25 protein-coding genes and 1 tRNA gene are annotated in these 25,902 nt (G+C 66.5%); 11 read left to right on the plus strand and 15 right to left on the minus strand.

Going from position 1 to position 25,902, the window contains the following annotated elements; genetic code table 11:
- Nucleotides 1-224: 224 nt before the first annotated feature.
- Entirely contained in the window at nucleotides 225-2,111 is a 1,887-nt protein-coding gene (locus tag LE190_RS02870) for an MFS transporter (protein ID WP_225237293.1), read from the plus strand.
- A gap of 160 nt (nucleotides 2,112-2,271) precedes the next feature.
- Here LE190_RS02870 and LE190_RS02875 read toward each other — a convergent pair.
- The 6 genes from LE190_RS02875 to LE190_RS02900 form a co-directional block, all read right to left on the minus strand.
- Nucleotides 2,272-2,348, minus strand: a tRNA-Pro gene (locus tag LE190_RS02875).
- Between the two features lie 93 nt (nucleotides 2,349-2,441).
- Entirely contained in the window at nucleotides 2,442-3,017 is a 576-nt protein-coding gene (locus LE190_RS02880) for a D-glycero-alpha-D-manno-heptose-1,7-bisphosphate 7-phosphatase (protein WP_225237294.1), read from the minus strand.
- Nucleotides 3,014-4,336 carry a glycosyltransferase gene (locus LE190_RS02885; protein WP_225237295.1) on the minus strand — a complete coding sequence of 441 codons (1,323 nt, stop codon included), beginning with the start codon at nucleotides 4,334-4,336 and terminating at the stop codon, nucleotides 3,014-3,016. The genes LE190_RS02880 and LE190_RS02885 overlap by 4 nt, the downstream gene beginning before the upstream one ends.
- Before the next feature lie 7 nt (nucleotides 4,337-4,343).
- Nucleotides 4,344-5,342 (minus strand): glycosyltransferase family 2 protein, encoded by a 999-nt coding sequence (locus tag LE190_RS02890; RefSeq protein ID WP_225237296.1) that lies wholly within the window; start codon nucleotides 5,340-5,342, stop codon nucleotides 4,344-4,346.
- Between the two features lie 207 nt (nucleotides 5,343-5,549).
- Entirely contained in the window at nucleotides 5,550-5,870 is a 321-nt protein-coding gene (locus tag LE190_RS02895) for a hypothetical protein (RefSeq protein WP_225237297.1), read from the minus strand.
- Nucleotides 5,867-6,544 carry a hypothetical protein gene (locus LE190_RS02900; protein WP_225237298.1) on the minus strand — a complete coding sequence of 226 codons (678 nt, stop codon included), beginning with the start codon at nucleotides 6,542-6,544 and terminating at the stop codon, nucleotides 5,867-5,869. Before LE190_RS02900 ends, LE190_RS02895 begins: the two co-directional genes overlap by 4 nt.
- 336 nt (nucleotides 6,545-6,880) lie before the next feature.
- Here LE190_RS02900 and LE190_RS02905 point away from each other — a divergent pair, with 336 nt between their 5' ends.
- The 6 genes from LE190_RS02905 to LE190_RS02930 all read left to right on the plus strand — a co-directional run bounded on the left by LE190_RS02905 (nucleotide 6,881) and on the right by LE190_RS02930 (nucleotide 11,568).
- A complete protein-coding gene (locus LE190_RS02905; protein WP_225238042.1) occupies nucleotides 6,881-7,189 on the plus strand; it encodes a KGG domain-containing protein in 309 nt (102 codons plus the stop codon).
- 191 nt (nucleotides 7,190-7,380) lie between these two features.
- Nucleotides 7,381-7,752, plus strand: a complete 372-nt coding sequence (locus tag LE190_RS02910) for a hypothetical protein (protein WP_224942782.1) — start codon at nucleotides 7,381-7,383, stop codon at nucleotides 7,750-7,752.
- Nucleotides 7,753-7,836: 84 nt separating this feature from the next.
- The gene (locus LE190_RS02915; protein WP_225237299.1) at nucleotides 7,837-8,958 is read left to right on the plus strand and encodes a M14 family metallopeptidase; all 1,122 of its coding nucleotides are present in this window, start codon (nucleotides 7,837-7,839) and stop codon (nucleotides 8,956-8,958) included.
- A gap of 9 nt (nucleotides 8,959-8,967) precedes the next feature.
- A complete protein-coding gene (locus LE190_RS02920) occupies nucleotides 8,968-9,441 on the plus strand; it encodes a CYTH domain-containing protein (RefSeq protein ID WP_225237300.1) in 474 nt (157 codons plus the stop codon).
- Complete coding sequence (locus LE190_RS02925; protein WP_225237301.1) at nucleotides 9,438-10,658, plus strand: serine hydrolase domain-containing protein; 1,221 nt, start codon at nucleotides 9,438-9,440, stop codon at nucleotides 10,656-10,658. The genes LE190_RS02920 and LE190_RS02925 overlap by 4 nt, the downstream gene beginning before the upstream one ends.
- A gap of 79 nt (nucleotides 10,659-10,737) precedes the next feature.
- The gene (locus tag LE190_RS02930; protein ID WP_225237302.1) at nucleotides 10,738-11,568 is read left to right on the plus strand and encodes a response regulator transcription factor; all 831 of its coding nucleotides are present in this window, start codon (nucleotides 10,738-10,740) and stop codon (nucleotides 11,566-11,568) included.
- Between the two features lie 30 nt (nucleotides 11,569-11,598).
- On the opposite strand, the gene LE190_RS02935 is transcribed toward LE190_RS02930, so the two are convergent.
- Complete coding sequence (locus LE190_RS02935) at nucleotides 11,599-12,852, minus strand: DUF2863 family protein (protein ID WP_225237303.1); 1,254 nt, start codon at nucleotides 12,850-12,852, stop codon at nucleotides 11,599-11,601.
- Nucleotides 12,853-13,072: 220 nt separating this feature from the next.
- On the opposite strand from LE190_RS02935, the gene LE190_RS02940 reads away from it, so the two are divergent.
- The 3 genes from LE190_RS02940 to LE190_RS02950 all read left to right on the plus strand — a co-directional run bounded on the left by LE190_RS02940 (nucleotide 13,073) and on the right by LE190_RS02950 (nucleotide 16,698).
- Nucleotides 13,073-15,412 (plus strand): TonB-dependent receptor, encoded by a 2,340-nt coding sequence (locus tag LE190_RS02940; protein ID WP_225237304.1) that lies wholly within the window; start codon nucleotides 13,073-13,075, stop codon nucleotides 15,410-15,412.
- 87 nt (nucleotides 15,413-15,499) lie between these two features.
- Nucleotides 15,500-16,183 (plus strand): Fe2+-dependent dioxygenase, encoded by a 684-nt coding sequence (locus tag LE190_RS02945; protein ID WP_225237305.1) that lies wholly within the window; start codon nucleotides 15,500-15,502, stop codon nucleotides 16,181-16,183.
- Nucleotides 16,180-16,698, plus strand: coding sequence for a GNAT family N-acetyltransferase (locus tag LE190_RS02950; RefSeq protein ID WP_225237306.1), 519 nt, complete (start codon nucleotides 16,180-16,182; stop codon nucleotides 16,696-16,698). Before LE190_RS02945 ends, LE190_RS02950 begins: the two co-directional genes overlap by 4 nt.
- Nucleotides 16,699-16,713: 15 nt before the next feature.
- Here the strand turns inward: LE190_RS02950 and LE190_RS02955 are convergent, their stop codons facing one another.
- The 4 genes from LE190_RS02955 to budC all read right to left on the minus strand — a co-directional run bounded on the left by LE190_RS02955 (nucleotide 16,714) and on the right by budC (nucleotide 19,613).
- The gene (locus LE190_RS02955) at nucleotides 16,714-18,006 is read right to left on the minus strand and encodes a PQQ-dependent sugar dehydrogenase (RefSeq protein ID WP_225237307.1); all 1,293 of its coding nucleotides are present in this window, start codon (nucleotides 18,004-18,006) and stop codon (nucleotides 16,714-16,716) included.
- Nucleotides 18,003-18,434: a DUF2231 domain-containing protein gene (locus tag LE190_RS02960; protein WP_225237308.1), complete on the minus strand. Its 432-nt coding sequence runs from the start codon at nucleotides 18,432-18,434 to the stop codon at nucleotides 18,003-18,005. Before LE190_RS02960 ends, LE190_RS02955 begins: the two co-directional genes overlap by 4 nt.
- 136 nt (nucleotides 18,435-18,570) lie before the next feature.
- On the minus strand, nucleotides 18,571-18,717 hold the full coding sequence (locus LE190_RS02965; protein WP_225237309.1) for a lmo0937 family membrane protein: 147 nt from the start codon (nucleotides 18,715-18,717) through the stop codon (nucleotides 18,571-18,573).
- A gap of 131 nt (nucleotides 18,718-18,848) precedes the next feature.
- On the minus strand, nucleotides 18,849-19,613 hold the full coding sequence (budC, locus tag LE190_RS02970; protein WP_225237310.1) for a meso-2,3-butanediol dehydrogenase: 765 nt from the start codon (nucleotides 19,611-19,613) through the stop codon (nucleotides 18,849-18,851).
- Between the two features lie 183 nt (nucleotides 19,614-19,796).
- On the opposite strand from budC, the gene LE190_RS02975 reads away from it, so the two are divergent.
- Nucleotides 19,797-20,084, plus strand: coding sequence for a hypothetical protein (locus tag LE190_RS02975; protein ID WP_225237311.1), 288 nt, complete (start codon nucleotides 19,797-19,799; stop codon nucleotides 20,082-20,084).
- A 100-nt stretch (nucleotides 20,085-20,184) separates the two neighbouring features.
- Here LE190_RS02975 and acnA read toward each other — a convergent pair whose 3' ends face one another.
- The 4 genes from acnA to LE190_RS02995 all read right to left on the minus strand — a co-directional run bounded on the left by acnA (nucleotide 20,185) and on the right by LE190_RS02995 (nucleotide 25,629).
- Entirely contained in the window at nucleotides 20,185-22,893 is a 2,709-nt protein-coding gene (gene acnA / locus LE190_RS02980; protein ID WP_225237312.1) for an aconitate hydratase AcnA, read from the minus strand.
- 80 nt (nucleotides 22,894-22,973) lie between these two features.
- Entirely contained in the window at nucleotides 22,974-23,543 is a 570-nt protein-coding gene (locus LE190_RS02985) for a hypothetical protein (protein WP_225237313.1), read from the minus strand.
- Nucleotides 23,543-24,532, minus strand: a complete 990-nt coding sequence (locus LE190_RS02990) for an HpcH/HpaI aldolase/citrate lyase family protein (RefSeq protein WP_225237314.1) — start codon at nucleotides 24,530-24,532, stop codon at nucleotides 23,543-23,545. The genes LE190_RS02985 and LE190_RS02990 overlap by 1 nt, the downstream gene beginning before the upstream one ends.
- 107 nt (nucleotides 24,533-24,639) lie before the next feature.
- The gene (locus LE190_RS02995; protein WP_225237315.1) at nucleotides 24,640-25,629 is read right to left on the minus strand and encodes a malate dehydrogenase; all 990 of its coding nucleotides are present in this window, start codon (nucleotides 25,627-25,629) and stop codon (nucleotides 24,640-24,642) included.
- Nucleotides 25,630-25,902: the final 273 nt, after the last annotated feature.

The following is a 25,902-nucleotide window of genomic DNA, read 5'->3' on the forward strand; positions in this document are numbered from 1 at the left end:
CTCTGCCGCATGGCAGACTCTCCCTGGTTTTCCATTTCTTGAATGTGCGCGCTCCTTTTGGCGTATCGCCAGGCGAGACCGCAAGGTTTAGCATCAGCGACGCAAAGATGGAAGTGGGCAATAAGCTTTGTATTGCCCGAATTTCCTGTTGTAGATTATGGTTTCCTGATTTTTACTGATTCTGACTGATTGTTCCTGATTCGCACGTCAACCGAGCCCATCGCATGAGCCAACCAAGCCAGTTTTCCCTGCTGACGCAACGCCGTTTCGGTCCGTTTTTCTGGACCCAGTTTTTCGGCGCATTCAACGACAACCTGTTCAAGACCGCGCTGCTGGTTGCGCTGACCTTCGACACCGCGAACTGGACCAGTGCCGATCCGGCCCTGCTGAACAACCTGGTGGCTGGCCTGTTCATCCTGCCTTTCGTGCTGTTCTCGGCGACTGCTGGCCAGATCGCGGACAAGTTCGACAAGGGGCGCATGGCGCGCTTCGTCAAGCTGCTGGAAATCGCCATCATGCTGGTGGCGGGCATTGGCTGGCTCACGCACACGCTGTGGATCCTGGTGGCGGCCGTGGTCGGCATGGGCCTGCACTCGACCCTGTTCGGGCCTGTCAAGTATGCCTACCTGCCACAGCAGCTCAAGCCGGAAGAGCTGGTGGGCGGCAATGGCGTGATCGAGATGGGCACCTTCGTCGGCATCCTGCTGGGCGAGGTGGTAGGGACACTGCTGGTCGGCTACAAGCCCTGGGGCATCGAGCTGGTGGCCGGCGGCACGCTGCTGTGCGCGCTGCTGGGGCTGGCGGCGAGCTGGCGCATCCCGCCGTCGCCGGCACCGGCGCCCGAGCTGAGGATCAGCCGCAACCCGCTGGCCGAATCGATCCGCAACCTGAAGTTCTCGCGCCAGAACCGCACCGTGTTCCTGTCGATGCTGGGCAATTCCTGGTTCTGGTTCTATGGCGCGCTGGTGCTGTCACAATTTCCCCTGTACGCCAAGGACTACCTGCATGGCGACCACAGCGTCATCATGCTGCTGCTGACCGTGTTCTCGCTCGGGATCGGCGCCGGTTCTCTGCTGTGCGAAAAACTGTCCGGCCACAAGGTCGAGATCGGGCTGGTGCCCTTCGGCTCGATCGGCCTGTCCGTGTTCGGGATCGACCTGTATTTCGCCAGCGTGGCCTATACGAATACCGCGACGGTGGACGCCCTCGCGCTGCTGGCCCTGCCGGGCGCGTGGCGCATCATGGCCGACCTGGTGCTGATCGGCGTGTTCGGCGGTCTGTTCATCGTGCCGCTGTTCGCCCTGATCCAGACCCGCTGCGACCAGAAGCACGTCTCGCGCACCATCGCCGGCATGAACATCCTGAATGCGCTGTTCATGGTGGCTGCGGCCGGCGTCGCCATCGTCTTGCTGGGCCAGGGCTTCACGATTCCCGAGCTGTTCCTGGTCACGGCGCTGCTGAACGCCTGCGTGGCCGTGCACATCTTCTCGCTGGTGCCGGAATTCCTGATGCGCTTCCTGGCCTGGATGCTGATCCACACCGGCTACCGGGTGCGCACCATCGACGCCGACCGCATTCCCGAGCAGGGCGCGGCGGTGCTGGTCTGCAACCACGTGAGCTATGTCGACGCGCTGGTGATCGGCGCCGCCAGCCCGCGCCCGATCCGCTTCGTGATGGACCACCGCATCTTCAAGACGCCCTTCTTCGGCTGGATCTTCCGGGCCGCGAAGGCGATCCCGATCGCCCCCGCCAAGGAAGATCCCTTCATGATGGAACGCGCCTTCGTGGACATCGCCCAGGCCCTCCATGAGGGCGAGCTGGTGTGCATCTTCCCGGAAGGGAAGCTGACCCATACGGGAGAAATCAACGAATTCCGTGGCGGTATCGCCAAGATCGTCGAGCGCAGCAAGGTGCCGGTCATCCCGATGGCGCTGCGCGGCCTGTGGGGCAGCGTGTTTACACGCGACCCCTCGAACGTGTTCGAGCGCTCGTTTGCGCGCGGCATCCGCTCGAAGCTGGCCCTGGCGGTGGGGCAGCCGGTGGCGCCGGAAGCGGCTTCGCCCGAATACCTGCAGCAGCAGGTGCTGGCCTTGCGGGGTGACTGGCGGTAGGCGAAGGCGATCCGCCTTGCCAAGCTCACCTTCGATCGCCTGCGTATTGTCCAGCAAGCCGACGAGCGCGACAACGCGTGAGTCCGCTGCTTGCCGGACACCAGCGCCAGCTGAAATGAAAAAGGCCAGCTTCATGGCTGGCCTCACTCATTGATTGTGTTGGTCGGGGCGAGAGGATTCGAACCTCCGACCCCCTGCACCCCATGCAGGTACGCTACCAGGCTGCGCTACGCCCCGACGAACTCCGAAATTATATCAGAGCTCGTCCAAAAACTTGAGTTTTTGTAATAGGCCGCGCACCAGCTTCTTGCGGTGACACAGGCAAGCACGTCAATGCGCCGCGCCGCGGGCCTCGTCGTGGCCTGCGATCAGCACCGCAGCCGCATACAGGTCGGGCGCCATGCGGGTTGGCACCCTGCGTGGACCGAGCCGCCATTCGGTCTCGTTGCCATTGTCGATCAGCAGGGTACGGCACCCGGCGCGGTTGCCTGCTTCCACGTCGTGCAGGATGTCGCCGATCATCCAGGAGGCGCGCAGGTCGATCGCATGCTCGGCGGCCGCCTTGAGCAGCATGCCCGGCGCAGGCTTGCGGCAGGCGCAGGACCGGGCATAGGCCCCGACCGTGCCGAGCGGATGGTGCGGGCAGTAATAGAAGCCTTCGAGCCTCAGCTGTTCACCCAGCAGCAGTTCGGCGAGGCGCTTGGCCATCGGCGCCATGGCCTCTTCGCCGAAGCAGCCATGCGCGATGCCGGACTGGTTGGCGACGACAAAGAAGCGGTAGCCGAGCCGCGCCAGCAGGCGCAGCGCGGCACCGGCACCACTGACCAGGTGGACGTGGCCCGGTTCGAGGTTATAGGGCGGGGCGTCGACCAGGGTACCGTCCTTGTCGAGGAAAACCGCTTTCATGTCAGCACCATGCGCCGCGACCCAGGCCCGGCGCCAGGCCCGGGCTGCCCGGCGGCCAGTACCTCGGTGTATAGCATCGCCAGCTGGCCGGCAAGCTGGCGCCAGGTATGGCGCTCGCAGGCGCGCCGGCGTCCGGCCGCGCCCATCGCCAGCGCCAGTGCGGGGTGGCGCTGCAGGCGCGCCAGGCGCTCGGCGAGCGCCGCCGGATCGCGCGGGGGCAGCAGGAAGCCGCTCACCCCGTCTTCGACCAGGCTGGGCATGCCGCCCACTTCCGAGCCGAGCACCGGGCGCGCGCAAGCCATAGCCTCGAGCGGCGTGATGCCGCAGGGCGCATACCAGGGCAGGCAGGCCACCGCATCGGCGGCACCATAGTAGTCGCGCAGCGCACCACGCGGCACCTGGCCTGTGAAACGCACGTGCGCGCCGATGCCGAGGTCGGCCGCGGCCCCGCGCAGGCGGGCCATTTCCAGGCTGTCGCCCGGCCGCCCGTCGGCCTTGGCGCCAGCGTCGCCCACGACCAGCAGCTGGGCATCGATGCCGTGCCGCTGGCGCAGCAGGGCCAGGCCCAGCAGGACGGTATCGGTGCCCTTGCGCGGCACCAGTTGTCCCAGCTGCAGGACCGTGAAGCGCTCCGCATCGAGGCCGAGGCGGGGACGGGCTTCGGCCATCGGCAGCGGCCACAGTTCCTCGGGCGCGAAACCGCAGGGCACGACGGCAATGCGCGCGAGCGGTACCGCGTACAGGCGCTCCAGGTCATGGCGCTCCTGCTCGCTGCCGGCGATGACGCGGTCGGCTGCACGCATCAGCTCGGCTTCGATGCGCATGCGGGCCGCAGCCAGGCTGTCGGCCGCGCCCGGCCCATGGCGCCGCGGCCGCGCCAGCGCGTGGACGGTGAATACGAAGGGCAGGCCCAGCAGGTCTTTCAGCTGGCGGGCGACCAGGCCGGAAGCGGTCGCGCTGGCATGGACGATATCGTAGGGCCGGTCCTGGCGGCGCCCTGAATGGGCGGCGAAGCGGGCGACGAAGCGGGCGAACGCATCGGCGTGGGGCAGCAGCTGCGCACCGGACAGGTAGCCTGCCGGCCCGGCCGGCACGTGAATCACACGGACCCGGTCGTGCCAGTGCACCAGTGTCTCCTGCCCGGGTGCGACGCGGCGCGTGAACACGTCGACGCCGTGTCCGGCGCGGGCCAGTTCGCGTGCGAGCCCTGCCACGCAGGTTTCGGAGAGCCCATGCGCAGTACCGGCCGCAGCCAGCGGCGAGGCATGCGCGCTGATGAGGGCGATGTGGTAACGCGTGCTGGTGACCGGTCCGCTCATGAAGGCCTCATGCGAATCGCACCCGGTAGCGCAGCGCGCCCGCCAGCCGCCAGAACACCGTCAAGGGCGGCAGCAGGGCTGAAGTGAGTACGATCTCGGCCAGCTGGAGCGGCGTGTGCGCCAGGCCGCGCAGGCGCTGCGCACACAGGCGCGCCGTCAGCGCCAGCCAGGCGGCCCAGCCCAGGCCAGCCAGGACCGGCAGTCCAGCCAGCAGCCCGGCCAGCGCGAGCAGCAGCAGGCCGGTGATCGCGTAGTGGTTCCAGCATGGGCGCGGCTCCACCATCTGCCGGTACAGCGCCGGATGTTTCTTGTAGAGCAGGGCATCGAACACCACATGACGGATCTGCAGCAGGCTCGCGCCCCAGGGCGGCGGGGGCAGCGGATAGTCCACCAGCGCGTCCGGCGCGCGCACGATCCGCACGCCTTGTTCCAGCAGGCGGAAGTACATGTCGGCATCACCCGCGCGCGGCAGGCTGAAGCGCTCGTCGAATCCGTCCAGGCCCTCCAGCACGTGCTTGCGGAAGAAACAGCTGGCGCTGGTAAAGCCGGCTTCCTCGGGACCCGGCGCGCGCAACTGCCGCTCGGCGGCGCGGGCGGGCGCCGATGCCTGGATGCGGCCGCAGACGACATCGGCCCCGTCGCCAAAGGCGGCCAGCCCGGCCGCCAGCCAGCGCGGGCCGGGCACTGCGTCATCGGTGGTGAAGGCAAGGATGGACGCGCGCGCGGTACGCCAGCCGCGGTTGCGGGCCGAGGCGGGGCCGGCCGGTCCCGGATTGGCAACATAGGACAGGTGCGGGCCGCGCTCGACACTGCGGCTGCGCCAGCCGGAGACCAGGTGCAGGGTATTGTGGTTGGGCTCGTCATCGACGACGACGATCTCGTAGTGCCGCGGGTCGAGCGCCTGGCGCACCAGTGCGTCCAGGCAGCGGTCGAGCAGGTCGAGGCGGCCGCAAGCGGGCACGATCACCGATACCGCAATGTTGTCCTCATCCGTACTATCAGGCATGTCCCGTCTCCACATTGGCCCGCACGCGCCCGCCGGATCGCGAGTCACGGGTGCACCCGCGAATGCCAGGGCGTGTCGAGTAGGTTTGGAGTCAGGCGCGGATGCGCGGTTCCCCCCGGCTGGGCTAGCCTGGATGTGGATCAAGGATCCACAAGGATCCATGGGAGAGAACGGGGAGGGGACAGCCTCCCCGCGATGGGGAAAAGACTACTGGCGCGAGAAACCGGTGTCGTCGTCCATCTTGCGGTCGCCCGCAAGCCGGTTGGCACCGGCCGGGCTCTTCGGCAGTCCGCCGGCCACGTCGTTCGATTCGTGGACCGGATCGGTCTCGGCCTGCACGCTCTGGCCCGGCTTCCAGCCCTGGTCCTCGGTGCGCGGACCGCTATTGCCCGGGCTGCGCGGCAGGCCGCCGGCCACGTCGTTCGACTGGTGCACGTCGGCGCTGCCGGCTTCGCGTCCGTCGTGGCCGGTCTGCGAGCCGCTACGGTCGGTGCTGTCCTGCTGCTCCTGCTGATGTGGATTGTTCATTGTTCCCTCCTGGGCTGTTGCTGCGGATGCGGGCCGATCGCCATGCCGGTCCCCTCGCCATGGGCTGCCGCGCTCTGCTGGTTGCCGTAGCCGACCTGGGCGGTCGTGCCCTGGGACTGGTAGGTGCCGGGCGCCATGCCGTGGTGGGCGCCAAGCGAGCCGCCCTGCAGTTCGGGCTGGGCCGGATCCTGCGGGTTCATGGCATGCGCGTCCTGGCTGTGGCCGGCCTGGTTGGCCGGATGGGCGCGCAGGTCGGTGCCGGAATCCCTGGCGCGGTGGCCGACGGGTTGCTCGAGCAGGCCCCAGGCCTGCGAATGCTGCTCCATGGCGCGCTGGTGGCTGTCGGTAATGCCCTGCTGCGGTCCCGAGCCGCCAGTTTGCTGGCTCTGCAGCGAACCGCCCGGCAAGTCTGTCGGAACGGCGCCCGGCAGTGTCGTTTCATGGTCGGCCCGGCCGCCATCCTCGGCGGCGACTTCCTGCTGGCCCATGCGCGACGGGTCCTGCGCAGCCTGCATTTCATTCTCGCCACGGATCACCGCGTCCTGTCCCGGACCCTGCGGATAAGTGTGGTCGAGCGGACCGCTTCCGGTGTTGCCCTTGGCGCCGGGCGTCCATTTTTCGTTGGCGCCGTTATTGGTCTGGTTGTTGAACTCGCTACGTTGGTTCGCGTCCATGTCGACTCCTTTCGAGATGCCGGCGCTGGCCTCGGCCGCGCCTGAATTGCCATGATGCTCCGCCATCCATGGATACAGTATAGGAAGACGTAGGGGTGTCGTGTAGGACGGATACTGAAGGGCTGGCCGCAGGTTTGTTGACTACCGGAAGTGTATTTTCACTGGTGCATTTTCTGTCGCGTGAAGTCCTACAAAGTCATCTGAAAACGTCCTATACCGGCATTCATCCGTCCTACCTAAGATGATTTCGCTGGCTGCTCATCGGGCTTCGGGTGCAGCCGGAGCAAGCCTGCCGCAGGACGCGGCGGTTCATAGCGTACAAGGGAGAACATGATCATGGCCTCAGGTAATCAAGGTAACAAGCAAGGCGGCAACCAGGGCGGTAACAGCCAGAGCAGCGGTACCCGCAACCGTGGTTTCGCATCGATGGATCCGGCGCGCCAGCGGGAAATCGCCAGCCAGGGCGGCAAGGCCGCCCATGCCAAGGGTACGGCCCACGAATTCACCTCGGAAGAAGCCCGCCGCGCCGGCAGCATGAGCCACGGCAACCGCCAGTCGGCCAGCGCCGGTTCGGGCGGTCCATCGCGCGCCGCTTCCTCCAAGGGCGGCCGCAATTCCCAGGGGGGCCGTGGCTCGAAGGAATAGGGCGCGGCGCGGCCTGCCCCGCCACGGGTGACAGGCAGATGATGACGGGGAGCGCAAGCTCCCCGTTTTGTTTTGGCGACCGCGATACCACACAACGGGACGGTGGGATGCGGTAGAATCGCTGCGCCTTTTTCAACCTTTTCCCTAGGAACGTCGTCGTGAAACCAGCGGTAATTCGTCAAGTCAAGAGCATGTCCATGTCCTGCGACCGGGTCGGCAATCTGTTGCTGGTCAAGTTTTCCAGCAAGGGCGCAAGCGACCTCTGCATTTACGTGCCAGCCGTCATCGTGTTCTGGCTGCTCAAGCACCTGCCGGTCAACCAGGATCCGAATTTGCAGGCGCCGCCGGCCCCTCCCGCGATCACCCAGCAGGACTGGGACAATCCCTACACCCCGCGCGCCCAGTACGTGCAGTGCAAGGAACTGCCCGGCGCGATCCGCATGACCTTCGTCCTCGACGCCAAGGAAGACCTGACCGTCGTGCTCGACCGCGGCAACGTCGAGCTGATGCGCCAGATCATGATCATGTACGCGAAGGACCTGATCGACCTCGACGCGCAGTGATCCGGCGCCGGGCGCGCAGGGCCGGCAGCGCCCGCCCGCTCCGGCACGGTGCGCATTTTTCGACCCGCTAAAGAAGGAACCGCCATGCCCATCAAAATCAGCCAATGCTTCGATTCCGGCGCCATCGAGGTCGTGCGCGCCGACGGCCCGAAAGCGATCGACCTGAACCTGCGCAAGGACTCGCACGCCGACATCCACCAGTGGTTCCACTTCCGCCTGCAGGGCGTGCGCGACCAGGCCTGCACGATCCGTTTCCTGAACGCCGGCCAGGCCACCTATCCGAAGGGTTTCGAGGACTACCAGGTGGCGGCCAGCTACGATACCGAGAACTGGTTCCGCGTGCCGACCAGCTTCGACGGGCAGGTGATGACGGTCAACCATACGCCGGAACTCGACAGCATCTATTACGCCTATTTCGAGCCCTACACCTGGGAGCGCCACCTGCGCCTGCTGGGCGAAGTGGCCGAGAACCCGGTGGCACGCGTGCTGGACATCGGCACCACGGTCGACGGCCGCGACATGAACCTGGTCGTGATCGGCAATCCGCAGGCGGAAAAGAAGATCTGGGTGATCGCGCGCCAGCATCCGGGCGAGACCATGGCCGAATGGTTCGTCGAGGGAATGATGGATGCGCTGCTGGACAGCGCCAACCCGGTGGCGCGCAAGCTGCTGCAGCGCGCCGTCTTCTACATCGTGCCGAACATGAACCCGGACGGCTCGGTGCGCGGCAACCTGCGCACCAACGCGGCCGGCGCCAACCTGAACCGCGAATGGATGACGCCTTCGCGCGAGCGCAGCCCGGAAGTGCTGTGCGTCAAGGACAAGATCCATGAGACCGGGGTCGACATGTTCTTCGACATCCACGGCGACGAAGCGCTTCCCTACAATTTCGTGGCCGGCAGCGAAATGCTGGCCGACTTCACCCCGGAGCGCCTCGCGACCCAGACCGCCTTCATCGAACGCTACATGGCGGCCAGCCCCGATTTCCAGAACGTATACGGCTACGCGGCCAGCAAGTACAACGAGGAACTGCTGACCCTGGCCTCGAAGTACATCGGCCATACCTTCAAGTGCCTGTCGCTGACCCTGGAAATGCCGTTCAAGGACAATGCCAACCTGCCCGACCCGCACACCGGCTGGAACGGCGCGCGCAGCGCGGCGCTGGGCGCGGCGATCCTGACGCCGATCCTGCAGACGCTCGACTGAGGGCAGGGCATGGGCATCGAGATCGAGCGCAAATTCCTGCCCAGCGGCGAGGCCTGGCGCCAGCTTGGTGAGCCGGTCCTGCTGCGCCAGGGCTACCTGTGCTCGGACCCGATGCGCACCGTGCGCGTGCGCATCGAGGGCGATGCCGGTGTGCTTACCATCAAGAGCAAGGGCACGGGCGTCAGCCGCGGCGAGTGGGAATATCCGATTCCGCTTTCCGAAGCGCAGGAGTTGCTCGACAACCTGTGCGAGCGTCCGCTGGTCGAAAAATACCGGCGCCGCATCGCGCATGCCGGCTTTACATGGGAGGTCGACGAGTTCCTGGGCGAGAACGCAGGCCTGGTGGTGGCCGAGATCGAACTGCCATCCGAGGATGCCGTTTTCGACAAGCCGGACTGGATCGGCGCGGAAGTCAGCGGCGATCCGCGCTACTACAACGCCAGCCTGATCCGTTTTCCCTATTCGCAGTGGAGCACCCGGTGAACGTCGACCTCACGAACTCTCTGGCGCAAGCGTCGCGCCGCGGCATGTTGATGCTGGGCCTGGCCGCGCTGCTGCCCGCGCTCGCCGGCTGCGCCGCCACGGCAGGCAGCCCCGCGTCCGTTGCCGCCCCCTATTTTCCGCCGCCCGGCGGGTGGGCCCGCAAGGCGCCCGCCGAGCTCGGCATCGACCCGGCGGCCCTGGCTGCCGCCGTGCAGTTCGCGCAAGCGCGCGAGACCACCCGCGCCCTCGATTTCTCCGACCAGGAAGCCACCTTCGGTACCCGCCTGGGCTCGATGCCGACCGAGCGCGCCCGCACCAACGGGCTGGTGATCTACAAGGGGTATGTGGTGGCCGAATTCGGCGACACCGGGTTCGTCGACCCGACCTATTCGGTGGCAAAGAGCATGCTGGCCACCGTCGCCGGCGTGGCCGTGCGCGACGGCCGCATCGCACTGGACGAAGCGGTGGGCAGGCGCGTCCTCGATGGCGGCTATGCCTCGGCGCGCAATGCCCAGGTCACCTGGAAGCAGCACCTGCAGCAGGAAACCGAGTGGGAAGGCAGCCTGTGGGGCAAGAACGCCGACTTCGTCGGCCAGGCAGCCTTTGGCGCGGGCGAGCGCAAGCCGCGCGCCTTGCAGGCGCCGGGCAGCTACTATGAATACAACGACGTGCGGATCAACCGCTTCGCGCTGTCGCTGCTGCACGTGTTTGGCCAGCCGGTGCCGCAGGTGTTCAAGGAGCAGGTGATGGACCCGATCGGCGCGTCGAATCGCTGGAAGTGGGTGCCTTACCACAACAGCTATGTGGAATTGAACGGCAAGCAGCTTCCGTCCGTCAGCGGCGGTACGCGCTGGGGCGGCGGCATGTGGATCGATTCCTGGGACATGGCGCGCTTCGGCTACCTGTGGCTGCGCGGCGGCGCCTGGAACGGCAGGCAGCTGCTGCCAGCCTCCTACGTAAGGGAAGCGCTCAGTCCCAGCGCGCACGGGCCGGATTATGGCTACCTGTGGTGGCTGAATACCCAGGGCAAGAACCTGCCCGGCCTGCCGGCCAGTGCCTATGCCGCGCTAGGTGCGGGCAGCAACAGTATCCTCGTCTCGCCCGAGCACGACCTGGTGATCGTCTGGCGCTGGCATGCGGGCAATGTGGCCGAGTTCGCGACGCGTGTCATTGCCGCCATCCGGGAACCGGCGGCCGGCGTGGTCCGGCAGCCTTGACGCCGGTCGGGCCGCAGCACGCCGGCCCGCTGCCGTTGTTGCCGCGGCCGCCTGAATCGTGAGGCCTTGATATTTACGCTTGTGCCCGTTAAATTGGTGTTCCGTCAACGGACATACCAAGAATGGCAAAAGCACCGTCGCGGCCACCGTCTCGATCTCCTCTCGAGACCGTCCTTCCCTGGTCGCCAGCGCACGCCTGGTCCTGGCCAGCATCGTGCTCGTCGCCTATCTGATCGACGTTCCCGGCAATGTCTACTCGGTCGCCTTGACCCGGGCCGTGATCGCCGCTTATGTCCTGTTCAGCGTGCTGCTGTTCGGCAGCCGCCAGCCCGCCATGGCGGTGGCGGGCGCCGCCAGCGGTGCCGAGGACGCGCTGCAACTGGCGCGCGCGCTCCAGCCCGACGTGATCGTGCTTGACATGGACCTGGGCGCCACCGACGGCGTGCAGCTGATCCCGCAGCTGCATGCCTGCTGCCGCGCCAGGATCCTCGTCCTGACCGGGGTACGCGACGAGGCGCGCACCGACCAGGCCGTCCTGCACGGCGCGCATGGCGTCGTCAGGAAAGAGGCCGATGCCGAGGTCGTGCTGAAGGCAATCGAGAGTGTCCACCGGGGCGAACTGTGGCTGGACCGGATGACCACCGCACGTGTCTTCCAGTACCAGCAGGCGCGCGAGCAGATCAAGTCGGCGCGCCAGAGCCGGCATGCGCTGCTGACCGCCAAGGAAAACGACATCGTGCGCAAGCTGGTCGAACATTCCGGGCTCGGCAACCGCGAGCTGGCGGCCGTGCTGTGCATGAGCGAGCACACCCTGCGCAACCACCTGTCCTCGATCTACCAGAAGCTCGAGGTCGACAACCGGCTCAAGCTGTATGTCTACGCCGTCAAGAACGGCCTGGGCCGGGCATAGGCCTGGATGGCCCCGGCCGCCCCCGGCGGCTCAGTGGAAGTGCTCGGTGCCGGCCGGCGTGTCTTCCGGCATTTCCGCATGCACCAGCTCGCCGGTCGGGTCGGCGAACAGGGGCGCGCCGCAGTCGTCGCAGTATTCGGCGACATAGCGTTCGCCGATGCGCTTGATGTGCGCGATGCCGGCCTCGTTCAGGTGGGCCACGATCTCGTTGATCGGGGTCAGCGGGGCCGGACCGGCCGCGAACGGTCCTTCCATGGGGGTGCCGTTCTCGTCTTCCTGGCCGTACAGCGGCCACACGATGCCGTACATGACTTCGCTGTCCTGGCGCATCGTGAACGCGACCCGGTATTCGTCGATCTGGATATCGGCCGATTCCTCCCCGAAGCCGGCGATCACGGCGCGCAGGTCCGATGCCTCCACGCCCAGCGTATGGGTCAGGTAATGGACGGCGGCGCGGATCGAGATTGGACGGATCAGCTTGTCGGCCTCGCGGCAGGCCACGTAATACGCTTCCGGCAGCAGCAGTTCGACGCCGCAACCCGGCAGCAGGCGCGCAATGTTCGCCGAACCCTGGGCGCGCCACTGTTCCAGCGCGCGGTTGCGTTCTTCTGCGAAGCCGATGTGGTGTTGCGGTTCCTGCCAGCGGAACATGGGTGCGCCTTGCGGGGCGACGATCGCCACCAGCAGGTAGCGGGTGTCGGCCAGGAAGGGCGCGGTATCCTCGCCGCGCGCCGCCGGCTTGACCGTGCCGCCCTTGTGCGCGGCGGCTGCCAGCTTGTGGGTCAGCGCATAGGTTTCGGCATGGGTGCGCGGCAGCTGGTCGATCGAGTACAGGGTAGGGGCCATCGCGACGCGGGTGCCTTCGGCCAGCAGGTGGGCCGAGAAATGCGCCTGCAGCGTGCTCAGCATCTCTGGCGGGATAGTGCCGGAGGCGATGTTGAAGCGGGTCCAGGCGAGCACCGGCGCGGCCACCAGCAGGGCCTGCCAGGTGACGTCGCCGCCCTCCTGCTGCTCGACCATGGTGGCCGATTCACTCACGGCTTCCACCGCATCCATCAGCACGTCATAGGCGCCGAGGTCGTCGCGGAACAGGGCGTTCAGCGCGCTGTCGATGCTGTCCTGGTGATTCGTCTTGAGCAGCTTCTGCAGTTGCGTGTCCAGTTGGCGCTCCCAGGTCCGTTCCTCGACGCGGCTGGCGGCCTGCATGATGGCTTGCGCGATGCTGACGAGACGCTGGCTTTCGGCGGAGAGTTTGGGGGATGAATCTTTGGAAGGACGACGCATGGCGCTAGGGGTCTCTTTTTTCAAGTAATGGTCAAGGTCATGATAAACCCATATCCCCGGTATTGTAGTTGATTCGGCCACAGGCCACGCGTTCATGCTTGCACCGCGCCGGATGGGACGAAGCGCTTGCAAAAAATCTAAATCGAAACCATAATGCGAATCGTTCTCATTTAAATTTAGAATTCGGGCCGCCAGGATCCGTTTTCCCACTCAAGAAAAAATGACCAAGATCACTGCGCAGGCCAGCAAGACCTTCATCAAGAGCAAGAAACACGTCCGTTCGTCCGTTCCCGCCCTGGTAGCCCCGGCCCTGGCGATGCTGGCGTCGCTGGCGATGCCGCTGGCTGCCGCCAGCGGGGTCGAGGACGCCCCCGAGCTGCCGGAGGGCGCCAGCCTGCCGCAGGTGCGCATCAATGCCGGCGCCGACCGTTCGGTGCAGGGCCCGGTGCGCGCCAGCTCCGACAAGTTCACCGCACCCCTGCTCGATACCCCGAAATCGGTCACCGTGGTGACCTCGGAAACCATCTCCCAGACCGGCGCCGTGTCGCTGACCGATGCGCTGCGCACCGTCCCGGGCATCACCATCGGTGCGGCCGAAGGCGGCAACCCGGTGGGCGACAACCTGTTCATTCGCGGCTACAACGCCCAGACCGACACCTATATCGACGGCGTGCGCGATTCCGGCTCGCAGTCGCGCGAGATCTTCGCGATCGAGCAGGTCGAAGTGGTCAAGGGTCCGAACTCGGCGCTGGGCGGCCGCTCCTCGGCCGGCGGCGGCATCAATATCGTGACCAAGACCGCGAAGGAATACGACTTCAACAACGCTACCCTCGGCATCGGCACCGACAAGTACCGCCGCGTCACCGGCGACATCAACCGCGTGCTGGGCAATAACGCCGCCTTCCGCCTGAACCTGATGGCGCACGAGAACGACGTTCCCGGCCGTGACGTTGTGGGCGGCGATCGCTGGGGCATCGCCCCGAGCGTGACCTTCGGCTTGACGGGCCCGACCCGCGCCGTGCTGAGCTACTACCACATGCAGAGCAGCGAGATCCCGGATACCGGCATCCCCTTCGACAACCCGGTCAGCAGCGGTCCCGACATGGCGAAGAACGGCGGCGGCACGCCGTTCACGGTCGACCGCGAAGCCTTCTATGGCCTGGCCAACCGCGACTTCCGCGACACCGAAACCGATGTCGCCACGGTCGACCTGCGCCACGAGCTGAGCGCCAACCTGGCACTGCGCAACGTGACGCGCTGGGGCAAGAGCGGCCAGGACTATGTCTGGACCCAGCCCGACGACTCCAAGGGCAACACCGTCCGCTACGGCACCGTGTGGCGCCGCGCGAACACCCGCGTCGTCGACACCGAGACCCTGGCCAACTCGACCAGCCTGAGCGGCAACTTCGCCACCGGTGGCATCAAGCACAGCTTCAATGCGGGCGTCGAGTTCTCGCGCGAGCAGACCGACCGCGGCAGCTATGTGTTCAGCCCCGGCACCAACAACCCGCTGACCGGTACCTTCACCTGCCCGACGGCAGGCAGCACGACCCTCTACAACTGCACCACCCTGGTCAATCCGAACCCCTACGAGCCCTGGAACACGACCCGCAGTCAGTCGCCGACGCTCACCAGCGTCAAGACCCGCACCCGCGCCGTGTACGGCTTCGACACCATCGAATTCACGCCGCAGTGGCTGCTCAACATCGGCGCGCGCTGGGACGACTTCCAGAGCCGCCTGGATACCCCGGCTACGGCGACCGCCGCCGCCACCCGCGCCGAGGTCAACTCTACCTTCGACACCTACCAGGCTGGCCTGGTCTACAAGCCGAAGGCGAACGGCAGCATCTACGTCTCGTGGGCGACTTCGGCCACCCCGCCGGGCAATGACGGCGGCGATGGCCTGGACGCCTTGACCGTGCAGGTGCAGAACCTGCAGCCGCAGAAGAGCCGCAGCATCGAGCTGGGCACCAAGTGGGAAGTGCTGCCGGGCGGCCGCCTGTCGGCCAGTGCCGCCGTGTTCAGGAGCGACATGGACAATGCCCGCGTCACCGCCCCGGACGGCACCACGCAGAACGTGGGCCGCAAGGAGCTGGAAGGCGTCGAGTTCGGCCTGTCCGGCCGCATCACGAACGCCTGGACCGTGTTCGGCGGCTACACCTACCTGCACGGCGTGATCGCCGACAACGGCTACGTGAACAGCGGCACGGCAGCGGTGCCGAACTGGACGCCGTCGCCGTTCAACGGCAATGCCTTCCCGACCACGCCCAAGCACAGCGCCTCGCTGTGGACCACCTACGCGCTCAACAAGTCGCTGACGATCGGCGGCGGCGCCAACTTCGTCGATCGCCAGTTCGCCAACGTCAACAACACCAAGTATTCGCCGGCCTACACCCGCTTCGATGCGATGGCCACCTATACGCTGAATCCGAACGTGTCGTTCCAGCTCAACATCCAGAACCTGACGAACAAGCTGTACTTCGACCGCGTCTCCTCGCCGCACTACGCCGGCGTGGGCGCGGGCCGGTCGGCCTCGCTGATGGCGAACCTCAAGTTCTGATTCCCGGGTACCACCCCCGCCGGGCAACCGGATTTGCCCTCCTGATATGATCCGGAGGGCTTTTTTCTTTCGAGAAGGACGACGATCATGATGCTGCATATCCCGGGTGTGCTCACGCGCGAGCAGGTCGCCGCTATCCGCGCCCGTATGGCGGGGGCGCCGGAATGGGTCGATGGACGCGAGAGCGTCGGCCCGCAGGGCGCCCAGGTCAAGCGCAACCGCCAGCTGAAGGAAGGGTCGCCCCTGTGCGTCGAGCTGGGCCAGCTGGTCAGCGCGGCCCTGATGGCCAACCCGCAGTTCTTTTCGGCGGTGCTGCCGCTGCGCATCCTGGCGCCTTACTTCAACGCCTACGGCGGCGGCGAGCACTACGGCCTGCACGTGGACGGCGCCGTGCGGCCCCAGCGCGGCGGCCTGCCGCCGGTGCGGGCCGACGTCTCGACCACGGTGTTCCTGAGCGACCCGGACGACTACGAGGGCGGCGAGCTGGTGGTGGTCGATGCCTACGGCACGCACGAGGTGAAGCTGCCGGCCGGCGACGCCATCGTGTATCCGGCCGGCAGCGTGCACCAGGTACTGCCGGTGACGCGCGGCGAGCGCGTCGCATCCTTCCTCTGGACCCAGAGCATGGTGCGCGACGACGGCAGGCGCGCCATGCTGTACGAGCTGGACACCAACATCCAGAAGATCCGCGCCACCCATGGGGAGAACGAGGCCACGGTCGGCATCACCGGGCATTACCACAACCTGCTCAGGATGTGGGCTGAACTATGATCCGCCTGGCCGCGCCGGCGCACGGCGACATCGACGCGCTGCTCGCCTTCGAGCTGGACAACCGCGCCTTCTTCGAGGCCCGCATCAATGCGCGGCCGGCCTCCTACTATTCGCGCGAAGGGGTGGGCCTGGCGGTGGCGCAGGCGATGGCGGATGCCTTCGCCGATACCGGCTACCAGTTCCTGGCGCTGGACGAAACGGGACGGATCATCGGGCGGGTCAACCTGAGCCTGGTGAAGCGGGCGCATTTCCACAGCGCGGTGCTGGGTTACCGGATCGGGCAGGCATCCTGCGGCCAGGGCCATGCCGGCGAGGCCGTGCGCCAGCTGCTGGAGATCGCCTTCGGCCGGCTGCGCCTGCAGCGCATCGAGGCCGACTGCCGCATCGACAACCTGGCCTCGGCGCGGGTGTTGACGCGCAACGGCTTCGTGCAGTTCGGCCATTCGCGCCGCAGCTTCGAGCACGGCGGCCTGTGGTACGACCGCCTGCATTTCGAACGCCACGCGCCTGCCTGACGCCGGCTAGCGGCCTCAAGGGGTACGCGTCACCCGCCACACCGTGTTGGCCAGGTCGTCGGCGACGATCAGGGCGCCGCGCGGATCGACCGTCACGCCCACCGGCCGCCCGCGCGTCTTGCCGTTCGCATCGCGAAAACCGGTGACGAAGTCGATCGGCTCGCCGGCCGGGCGTCCGTCCCGGAAGGGCACGAAGATCACCTTGTAGCCGACCGGGTGGTCGCGGTTCCAGCTGCCGTGCTCGCCCACGAAGGCGCCATTCCCGTAGCGCTCGCCCATGGCCGGGATCGAGAACGAGAGGCCCAGCGCGGCCACGTGCGAGCCCAGGCTGTAGTCCGGCTTGATGGCGGACGCCACTTTCTTCGGATCCTGCGGCTTGACGCGCGGGTCCACGTTCTGGCCCCAGTAGCTGTAGGGCCAGCCGTAGAAGCCGCCTTCGCGCACCGAGGTCAGATAGTCCGGCACCAGGTCCGGACCGAGTTCGTCGCGCTCGTTGACCACCGACCACAACTGCCCGGTCTCCGGATGCATGGCCAGTGCGGTCGGATTGCGCAGGCCGGTCGCATACGGCTTGTGGGCGCCGGTGGCGGCGTCGATCTGCCACACCATGGCGCGGTCGACTTCCGCTTCCATGCCGCGCTCGGTGATGTTGCTGTTGGAGCCGATGCCGACGTACAGGAAGCGCCCGTCGGGACTGACGGTCAGCGCCTTGGTCCAGTGGTGGTTGATCTCGGACGGCAGTTTCGCGACGCTGGCCGGCGCGCCTGCGGCCTTGGTCTGGCCAGGCTGGTAGTCGAAGCTGACCAGCTCTCCCTGGTTGGCGACGTAGATCTTGTTGTTGGCGAAGGCCAGGCCGTAGGGTGCATCGAGCTGGTCCGCGAACACAGTCTTCAGCTCGTACTTGCCATCGCCGTCCGCGTCGCGCAGCAGGGTGAGGCGGTTGCCGCTCTTGACCTTGGTATTGCCCTTGGCCTTGATGTAGCCGGCGATCACGTCCTTGGGCTTGAGCTTGGCAGCTTTGCCGCCGCGGCCTTCGGCCACCAGGATGTCGCCGTTCGGCAGCACCAGGGTCTGGCGCGGGATGCCCAGGTCGGTGGCGATCGCCGTGATGGTGAAGCCCTGCGGCACGCTGGGCTTGCGGTCGCCCCAGGCGGTGGGCTCGGCGATCTTCATGCTGGGCAGCAGGCCGCGCTGCGGTTCCGGCAGCTTCGGATCGGCCCCGTAGGCTTGCGTGTTGTTTGCTTCGTTCGAGCAGGCGCCCAGCAGCAGGGCCGCGCCGAGCAGGGTGAAGGGCATCGGCCGTTTCATGGCGCCACCTCCGTCCGCGTGTTCAGCCCGGCCCAGGCCGCGGCGCAGGCGAGGACGGTGGCGACGATCGTCAGCAGCAGGCCGGCAGGCATCACGGCCCAGGCATCCTTGGCATGCTGGAATGAAGCGATCAGGCCCACCACCCAGGCGGCCAGCAGCAGCAGGACATAGTGCAGGGGACGGCCGCCCTTGCGCGGCGTGCGCACCAGGTTCACCAGCGCGAACAGCAGCGCCAGGCCACCGAACAGTTCGGCGCCCGCCAGTAGCCAGGAGGCGAAATTGCTCCACTGGATCTGGTAGCTCTGGTAGTAGGCAATGTCGCTCAGCAAGGCGCCGAGGAAGAGGGGAACGGTTCCTGCCAGCAGGATCGTATGGAGCGTGCCTGGCGGGCTCCGGTAGGCCGGACGGGCCGTGACGGACGTCGACATGGGAGTGTCCTCGAATGGTGGAATTGACGAAATCCTAACAACTCCTGCCAGGCCGTGTCGCATGCTTGGACGAGAAAGAGCCGGAACCCCCGGTTCCGGCCCTGGCGCTGGCGCTAGCTGGGTGCGCGGCAGGTCGTCAAAGCACCTTCTTGCCGGTGAACAGGCGGATCAGGATGACGACGACGGCGGCGACCAGCAGGATGTGGATCAGTCCACCGGCGACCGAGGTGGCCAGGCCGAGCAGCCACAGGACAAGCAGGATGATGGCGATGGTATACAGCATGTTGACCTCCGTTGGATGAGGGAGCAGACCTGGCGCTGCCTGCGATCCCGATGAGTCCATCATCCGCCTCGCACCCTGGTTGATCCGTGCGCGGCCGTACACAGTGCTTGGTATTCAGACATTTTTACGGGTCACGACATCGGTGGCTGGCCGTTCGACGCGCGCAGGCCGTTGTCCACTGGCAGGTTGACGCCGGTGATGAGCCGCGCCTCCTTGCTTGCCAGGAAGGCCATGGCCGCCGCCACGCCTTCCGGATCCTCGGGGGCGCCAAGCGGCATGCGTTCCCTGAACTTCGCGACCAGGTCCGGGTCGGCCAGCATGTCCTCGGTCATCCGGCTCACGGTGAAGCTGGGATTGACGGCGTTGACGCGCACGCCGTCCCTGGCCGCGTCCATGGCCATCGCGCGCACCATGTTGCTGACCGCGCCTTTCGAGGTGTTATAGGCGAACAGTTCCCAGTCGCCGCCGAGGCCGGAAACGGACGAGGTCATGACGATCGCGCCGCGGCTCTTCACCAGTTCCGGCATCGCCGCCTTGGCCATGTGGAAATAGCCGCCCACGTTGACCGCCATCACGCGCGCGAAGTCTTCTTCGCTGGTGTGCAGGATGTCGCCTTCGGTGGCCATGCCGGCGTTGTTGATCAGGACGTGCAGGCCGCCGAAGCGTTCGACGGCGGCCTTGACGGCCCGGGCCGCTGTGTCCTTGTGCGCGGTGTCGCCGACCAGCACGAGGACGCGGTCCTGCGGGAGGGGTGCGGCCGACGCCTTGAGGCAGGCTTCGTCGATGTCGAGCATGACGACCCGGGCACCTTCATCGAGGAAACGGCGGGCGGCGGCCAGGCCGATGCCGGAAGCGGCGCCGGTGACGAGTACGACGTGATCCTGGAAGCGGTTCATCCTTTCTCCTTCGCTGCGGTGGGTGAGGTGGTCGATCATAGTGCGGGGCCGGGAAGGGTGGCGCACCGGGGCGATGTCCGACGACGCGATGAGCGCTTGTCCTCTATGACAGGCAAGCCGGGTGTGCCAGAATCCCGGCATCGTGTCGACCGTTCGAAGGCCTGTTCATGTAAGGAGAATGCTATGCGAAACGTGATATTGGCAGCAGCGAGCGCACTGTGCTTGATGGCTTGTGCAACGCCGCAGGAGCGGGCGCAGCAACAGCAGCTGGAGATGGAGCGCATGATGGCCGAGTTCGGACCGGCCTGCAGCCAGCTCGGCTACGCGATGCAGTCCGACCCCTGGCGCGACTGCGTGCTGCAGTCGGCCCAGCGCAGCGGCCGCAGTGGCATATCAACATCTATTTTCGGCGGCTTTGGCAGCGGCGGGCGCGGATCGGGCATCGGGATCGGCATCGGCATCGGACGCTAGCCGCCACACGCGATCGACGAACAAAAGGCCGGAACCCTGTCGGGTCCCGGCCTTTCGCGCTTGACCTGGCCCGCTTGCGCGGGCCGTCACGGGGTGTCGCTTACGCAGCCAGCAGCTGGCGCAGCACGAACGGCAGGATGCCGCCATGCTTGTAGTAGTCGACTTCGATCGGGGTGTCGATACGCAGCAGCACTTGGACTTCCTGCGATTCGCCGCCTTCGCGGTGGATCACCAGGGTCGCCAGTTGCTGCGGCTTGATCTCGCCTTCCAGGCCCTTCAGGTCGTAGGTTTCCTTGCCGGTGATGCCCAGGGTCTCGACGCTGTCGTTGCCGATGAACTGCAGCGGCAGCACGCCCATGCCCACCAGGTTCGAGCGGTGGATACGCTCGAACGAACGGCAGATCACGGCCTTCACGCCCAGCAGCTGGGTGCCCTTGGCGGCCCAGTCGCGCGACGAGCCGGTGCCGTACTCTTCGCCGCCGAAGATCATGGTCGGGGTGCCTTCCGCCACGTACTTCATGGCCGCGTCGTAGATCGACAGCTGTTCGCCCGACGGCTGGTGGATGGTGATGCCGCCTTCGACCGCGGAACCGTCGGCCTTGGCCGGGATCATCTTGTTCTTGATGCGCACGTTGGCGAAGGTGCCGCGCATCATGATCTCGTGGTTGCCGCGGCGCGAGCCGTAGGAGTTGAAGTCGGCCTTCAGGACGCCGTGGTCCTTCAGCCATTTGCCTGCCGGACCGTCTTCCTTGATCGAGCCGGCCGGCGAGATGTGGTCGGTGGTGATCGAGTCGCCGAACACGCCCAGCGCGCGCGCGCCCTGGATGCCGGTGGCGGCTGCCTTCGGGGTCATTTCGAAGTCGGCGAAGAACGGCGGCTCGGCGATGTAGGTCGACTCAGGCCAGTTGTACACCTGGCCTTCGGTCGACGACACGCGCTGCCACAGTTCGCCCGGGTTGCCCTTCACGTCGGCGTAGTTCTTCTGGAACACTTCCGAGTTCATCGCGAAGCGCATCAGTTCGCCCACTTCCTGCGACGACGGCCAGATGTCGCCCAGGTAGACGTCGACGCCATTCTGGTCCTTGCCCAGCGGCTCGCTCATCAGGTCGCGGGTCATGTTGCCGGCGATGGCGTAGGCCACCACCAAGGGAGGCGAAGCCAGGAAGTTCGAACGGATGTTCGGGTGGATACGCGCTTCGAAGTTACGGTTGCCCGACAGGACGGCCGAGGCGACGATGTCGTTCTCGACGATCGCGGCGTTCAGTTCCGGGGTCAGGTCGCCGGCGTTGCCGATGCAGGTGGTGCAGCCGTAGGCGGTCACGCCGAAGCCCAGCTTGTCCAGGTAGGGCAGCAGGCCGGCGGCGGTCAGGTATTCGGTGACCACGCGCGAGCCGGGGGCCAGCGAGGACTTGATGTGCGGAGCCACGGTCAGGCCGCGCTCGACGGCCTTCTTGGCCAGCAGGCCGGCAGCCAGCAGCACGCTCGGGTTCGAGGTGTTGGTGCAGGACGTGATCGCGGCGATCAGGACGTCGCCGTTCTTCACGCGCACGCCGTTGGTGGTCTCGTAGACCTTGTGCAGGTCGTCGGGCGACTTGTTGAAGCCGTTCTGGGTGGTCGGCTTGCTGAACAGGTCGGTGAAGGTGTTCTTCACGTGGCCCAGTTCGATACGGTCCTGCGGGCGCTTCGGGCCGGCCAGGGAAGGCGTAACGGTCGACAGGTCCAGCTCCACCACGCGGGTGTAGTCGATCTCGCCGGCTTGCGGGATGCCGAACATGCCCTGGGCCTTGAAGTAGCCTTCGAATGCAGCCAGTTCTTCTTCGGTACGGCCGGTGCCGCGGAAGTAGTCGACGGTCGCTTCGTCCACCGGGAAGAAGCCCATGGTCGCGCCGTATTCCGGGGCCATGTTGGCGATGGTGGCGCGGTCGGTGGTCGACAGCGAACGGGTGCCGGCGCCGAAGAACTCGACAAACTTGCCGACGACCTTTTCTTTACGCAGCAGTTCGGTGATGGTCAAGACCAGGTCGGTCGCGGTGCAGCCTTCGCGCAGCTTGCCGGTCAGGTTGACGCCGATGACGTCCGGGGTCAGGAAGTAGACCGGCTGGCCGAGCATGCCTGCCTCGGCTTCGATACCGCCCACGCCCCAGCCGACCACGCCGACGCCGTTGATCATGGTGGTGTGCGAGTCGGTGCCGACCAGGGTGTCCGGGTAGAACACGTCGCCCTGCTTCATGACGCCGCGCGCCAGGTATTCCAGGTTGACCTGGTGGACGATGCCGAAGCCCGGCGGCACCACGCCGAAGGTGTCGAAGGCCTGCATGCCCCACTTCATGAACTGGTAGCGCTCGTTGTTGCGCTGGAATTCCAGCTTCATGTTCAGGTCCAGCGCGTTCGGCTCGCGGAAGTGGTCGATGGTGACCGAGTGGTCGACCACCAGGTCGACCGGCACCAGCGGCTCGATCTTCTTTGGATCGGCGCCGGTCTTGGCGGCGACGTTGCGCATCGCGGCCAGGTCGGCCAGCAGCGGCACGCCGGTGAAGTCCTGCAGCACGACGCGCGCGACCACGAACGGGATCTCTTCGGTGCGCTCGGCGGTGGCGCCCCAGTTGGCGAGCTGCTTGATGTGCTCTTCGGTGACCTTCTTGCCGTCGCAGTTACGCAGCACGGACTCGAGGACGATACGGATCGACACCGGCAGGCGCGACAGGTTCACACCGAGGGCTTCGCCCAGCGCCGGCAGCGAGTAGTACTGGCCGGTGCGGCCGGCGCCGGCCGGGAATTCCTTCAGTGTGTTCAGGGTGTTGCGAGACATGATCTCTCCTTCTGTGGGGATATGTTGTTATTCCGGTACTTCACTACACAAGCAGGCGATCCGACGGTGTCAGCCGCGGATCAGCCGTTCTTCGGAGCCGGCGCCGCCGCCACGATGGGCGCGGCCTGCTCGGCGTTCTTGCATTCGTTGGCCAGCTGGCGGTTCAGTTTCGAGTCCAGCAGGATGCCCTTGGCCGGGATGCCGATCCAGATCAGTCCCCAGTACGGGTTCTCGAAGCGCAGCGCGCCGGTGGTCGTGCCGACCCGGTTCAGGCGGTGCAGGCGCTTCTTCCAGCGCAGCGCGATATGGCCTTCGTCGTTGGCGTTGGTGTAGATCGTGATCTTGTTGCCCAGCTCGCAGGCGTATTCGGTGACAAGCGTGTCGGTGATGTCCGGCTCGGCTTCGTCCTGGGGGCTGGCGGCGGGCGCCGCCGCTGCGGCCGTGGCCGCCGCCGCGCCCGCTCCTGCCGCCGTGGCGGCGCGCTTCGCCTTCGGACCGGCCTTGGCTTTGGCCTCGGCCTTGGCCTTGGCCTTCAGGACCGCTTCGGCCTTCGGATGGGTGTCGGGTGCAGCCTGGGCCGGTACGCATACGCCGGCTGCCGCCAGCGCGAACGCGCCCGCGGCAAGGAATCGGAAGAGGAGGGTGGCCATCAATGGGAATCCGTTTGGTTGACGATTGCCGCCGCGGCTTCCGGCAGCGCCAGGCCGGCCAGCTTCGCGCGCTGCAAAACGGTCCAATAATATCGGTAGCTTGCGCGGTCGTGCAAGCGGCCATGCTGGGCGATCGGGCCCCAGCCGGCGGCCATCGCTTCCAGCAGGATGTTGGTCGCCTCGTTCACTTCCGACAGGCGCGGCGTGAAGGCTTTCAGGATCGGCTTGATCTGGTCCGGATGAATGCTCCACATGCGGGTGAAGCCGAATTCCGCGCCGGCGCGCTGGGCGTCGTTGGCGACCACCGCGCTGTCCTTGATGTCGGTGGTGACATTATGCGAGGCCACCTTGCCGTGCGCGTGGCAGGCCGCCACCATCTCGAGCTTGGCGCGCACCACCAGCGGGTGGGTGAACTGGCCCGGGGTGCGCATCGCGCTGGCCGGCACCGCGCCGTAGTGGGCGGAGACAAAGTCCATGATGCCGAAGGACAGGCATTCGACCTGGGGCAGGGCGGCGATCCCGTAGGCCGCGTGCAGGGCGCCGTGGGTCTCGATCAGCACGTGTACGGGCAGGTCGTGGCGGCCGGCCCTGGCTGCGTGCTGGTTGATCAGGGCGATCGCCTGCGCGACTTCGTCGGCGCTCTCCACCTTGGGCAGCACCACGTAGGCCAGTCGGTTTGCGTTGGCGCCGACGATGGCGGCGACGTCGCCCGCGAAATGCGGGCTGTTGGTGTCGTGCAGGCGCACGCCGATGCGGTTGAAGCGGTTGTCCTCGCTACCCAGCAACTGCGTGACCAGCAGCGCATGCTCGGCTTCGCTGCCCGCGGCGGCGCCGTCCTCGCAGTCGAAGGTGATGTCGAAGACCGGCCCAAGCTCTTGTTGCAGGGCCATCGATTTGCGCATCAGCTTCTCCGAGCCGCAATAATGGTCGCAGGCGGGGAGGAGGAGCGGCTGGCGTTTGCCCTGGAATAAAACCTCGGAAGGATGCATGGTATGTCTTGAAGCGAATCGGCCATGCCGCGACAGGATCGCTGGCATGGCGCGGTGAGCGCGGCCCGCCTGGCGGACCGCCCCGAAAAAATCCTGCTGGCGCCGGCTTAGCCCAGCAGGTGTGCGACGCCGGCCTTCTCTTCTTCGAGTTCCTTCAGCGTCAGGTTGATGCGTTCCTGCGAGAAGGCGTCGATCTCCAGGCCCTGGACGATGGTGTACTCGCCGTTGTCGCAGGTGACCGGGAAGCCGAACATGGTGCCTTCCGGGATGCCGTACGAACCGTCCGACGGAATGCCCATGGTGGTCCACTTGCCGTTGGTGCCCAGCACCCAGTCGCGCACGTGGTCGATCGCTGCGTTGGCGGCCGAAGCGGCCGACGAGGCGCCGCGCGCGTCGATGATGGCGGCGCCGCGCTTGCCGACGGTCGGCAGGAAGGTGTCGCGGTTCCAGGCGTCGTCGTTGATCATGTCCTTGACCGAAGCGCCGTCGATGGTGGCGAAGCGGTAGTCGGCGTACATGGTCGGCGAGTGGTTGCCCCACACGGCCAGCTTCTCGATGGCGCCGACCGGCTTGCCGGTCTTGGCGGCGACCTGCGACAGCGCGCGGTTGTGGTCCAGGCGCAGCATGGCGGTGAAGTTCTTGGCCGGCAGGTTCGGGGCCGACTTCATGGCGATGTAGGCATTGGTGTTGGCCGGGTTGCCGACCACCAGCACTTTCACGTCACGCGAGGCGACGGCGTCCAGCGCCTTGCCCTGCACGGTGAAGATCTGGGCGTTGGCTTCCAGCAGGTCCTTGCGTTCCATGCCAGGGCCGCGCGGGCGGGCGCCGACCAGCAGGGCCACGTCGGCATCCTTGAAGGCGGTCATCGGGTCGGCGTGGGCGGTCATGCCGGCCAGCAGCGGGAATGCGCAGTCGTCGATCTCCATCATGACGCCCTTGAGCGCCTTCTGTGCCTTTTCGTTGTCGATTTCCAGCAGCTGCAGGATGACCGGCTGGTCCTTGCCCAGCATGTCGCCGTTGGCGATGCGGAACAGCAGGGAATAGCCGATCTGGCCGGCCGCGCCGGTGACGGCGACGCGCATAGGGGTTTTAGCCATGATGAATCTCCAAAGTGGGAAATGAAAACGGTCGAGCCGGGTGCCGGTTTTCCGCGGCGGCGGCCGGGGAAAACTGCAATGATACCAAAAGCGGCAAGCTGTCAATTGGATATCGCGCGCATGCGTCGAGGCAGGCGCGGAGCTCCAGGCCGACCGCGAGTTTATGCCTCCGGTGTTCTATCTGTCAATTCATATCATATGTCTTATATAAGACACATGTGTCGAGCGATACGTACTGGACGGCCATGCTTGTTTTGTGGTGAAATCATGGTC

This window comes from Massilia hydrophila, from assembly GCF_020208145.1.
Taxonomy (GTDB): Bacteria; Pseudomonadota; Gammaproteobacteria; order Burkholderiales; family Burkholderiaceae_D; genus Telluria; species Telluria hydrophila.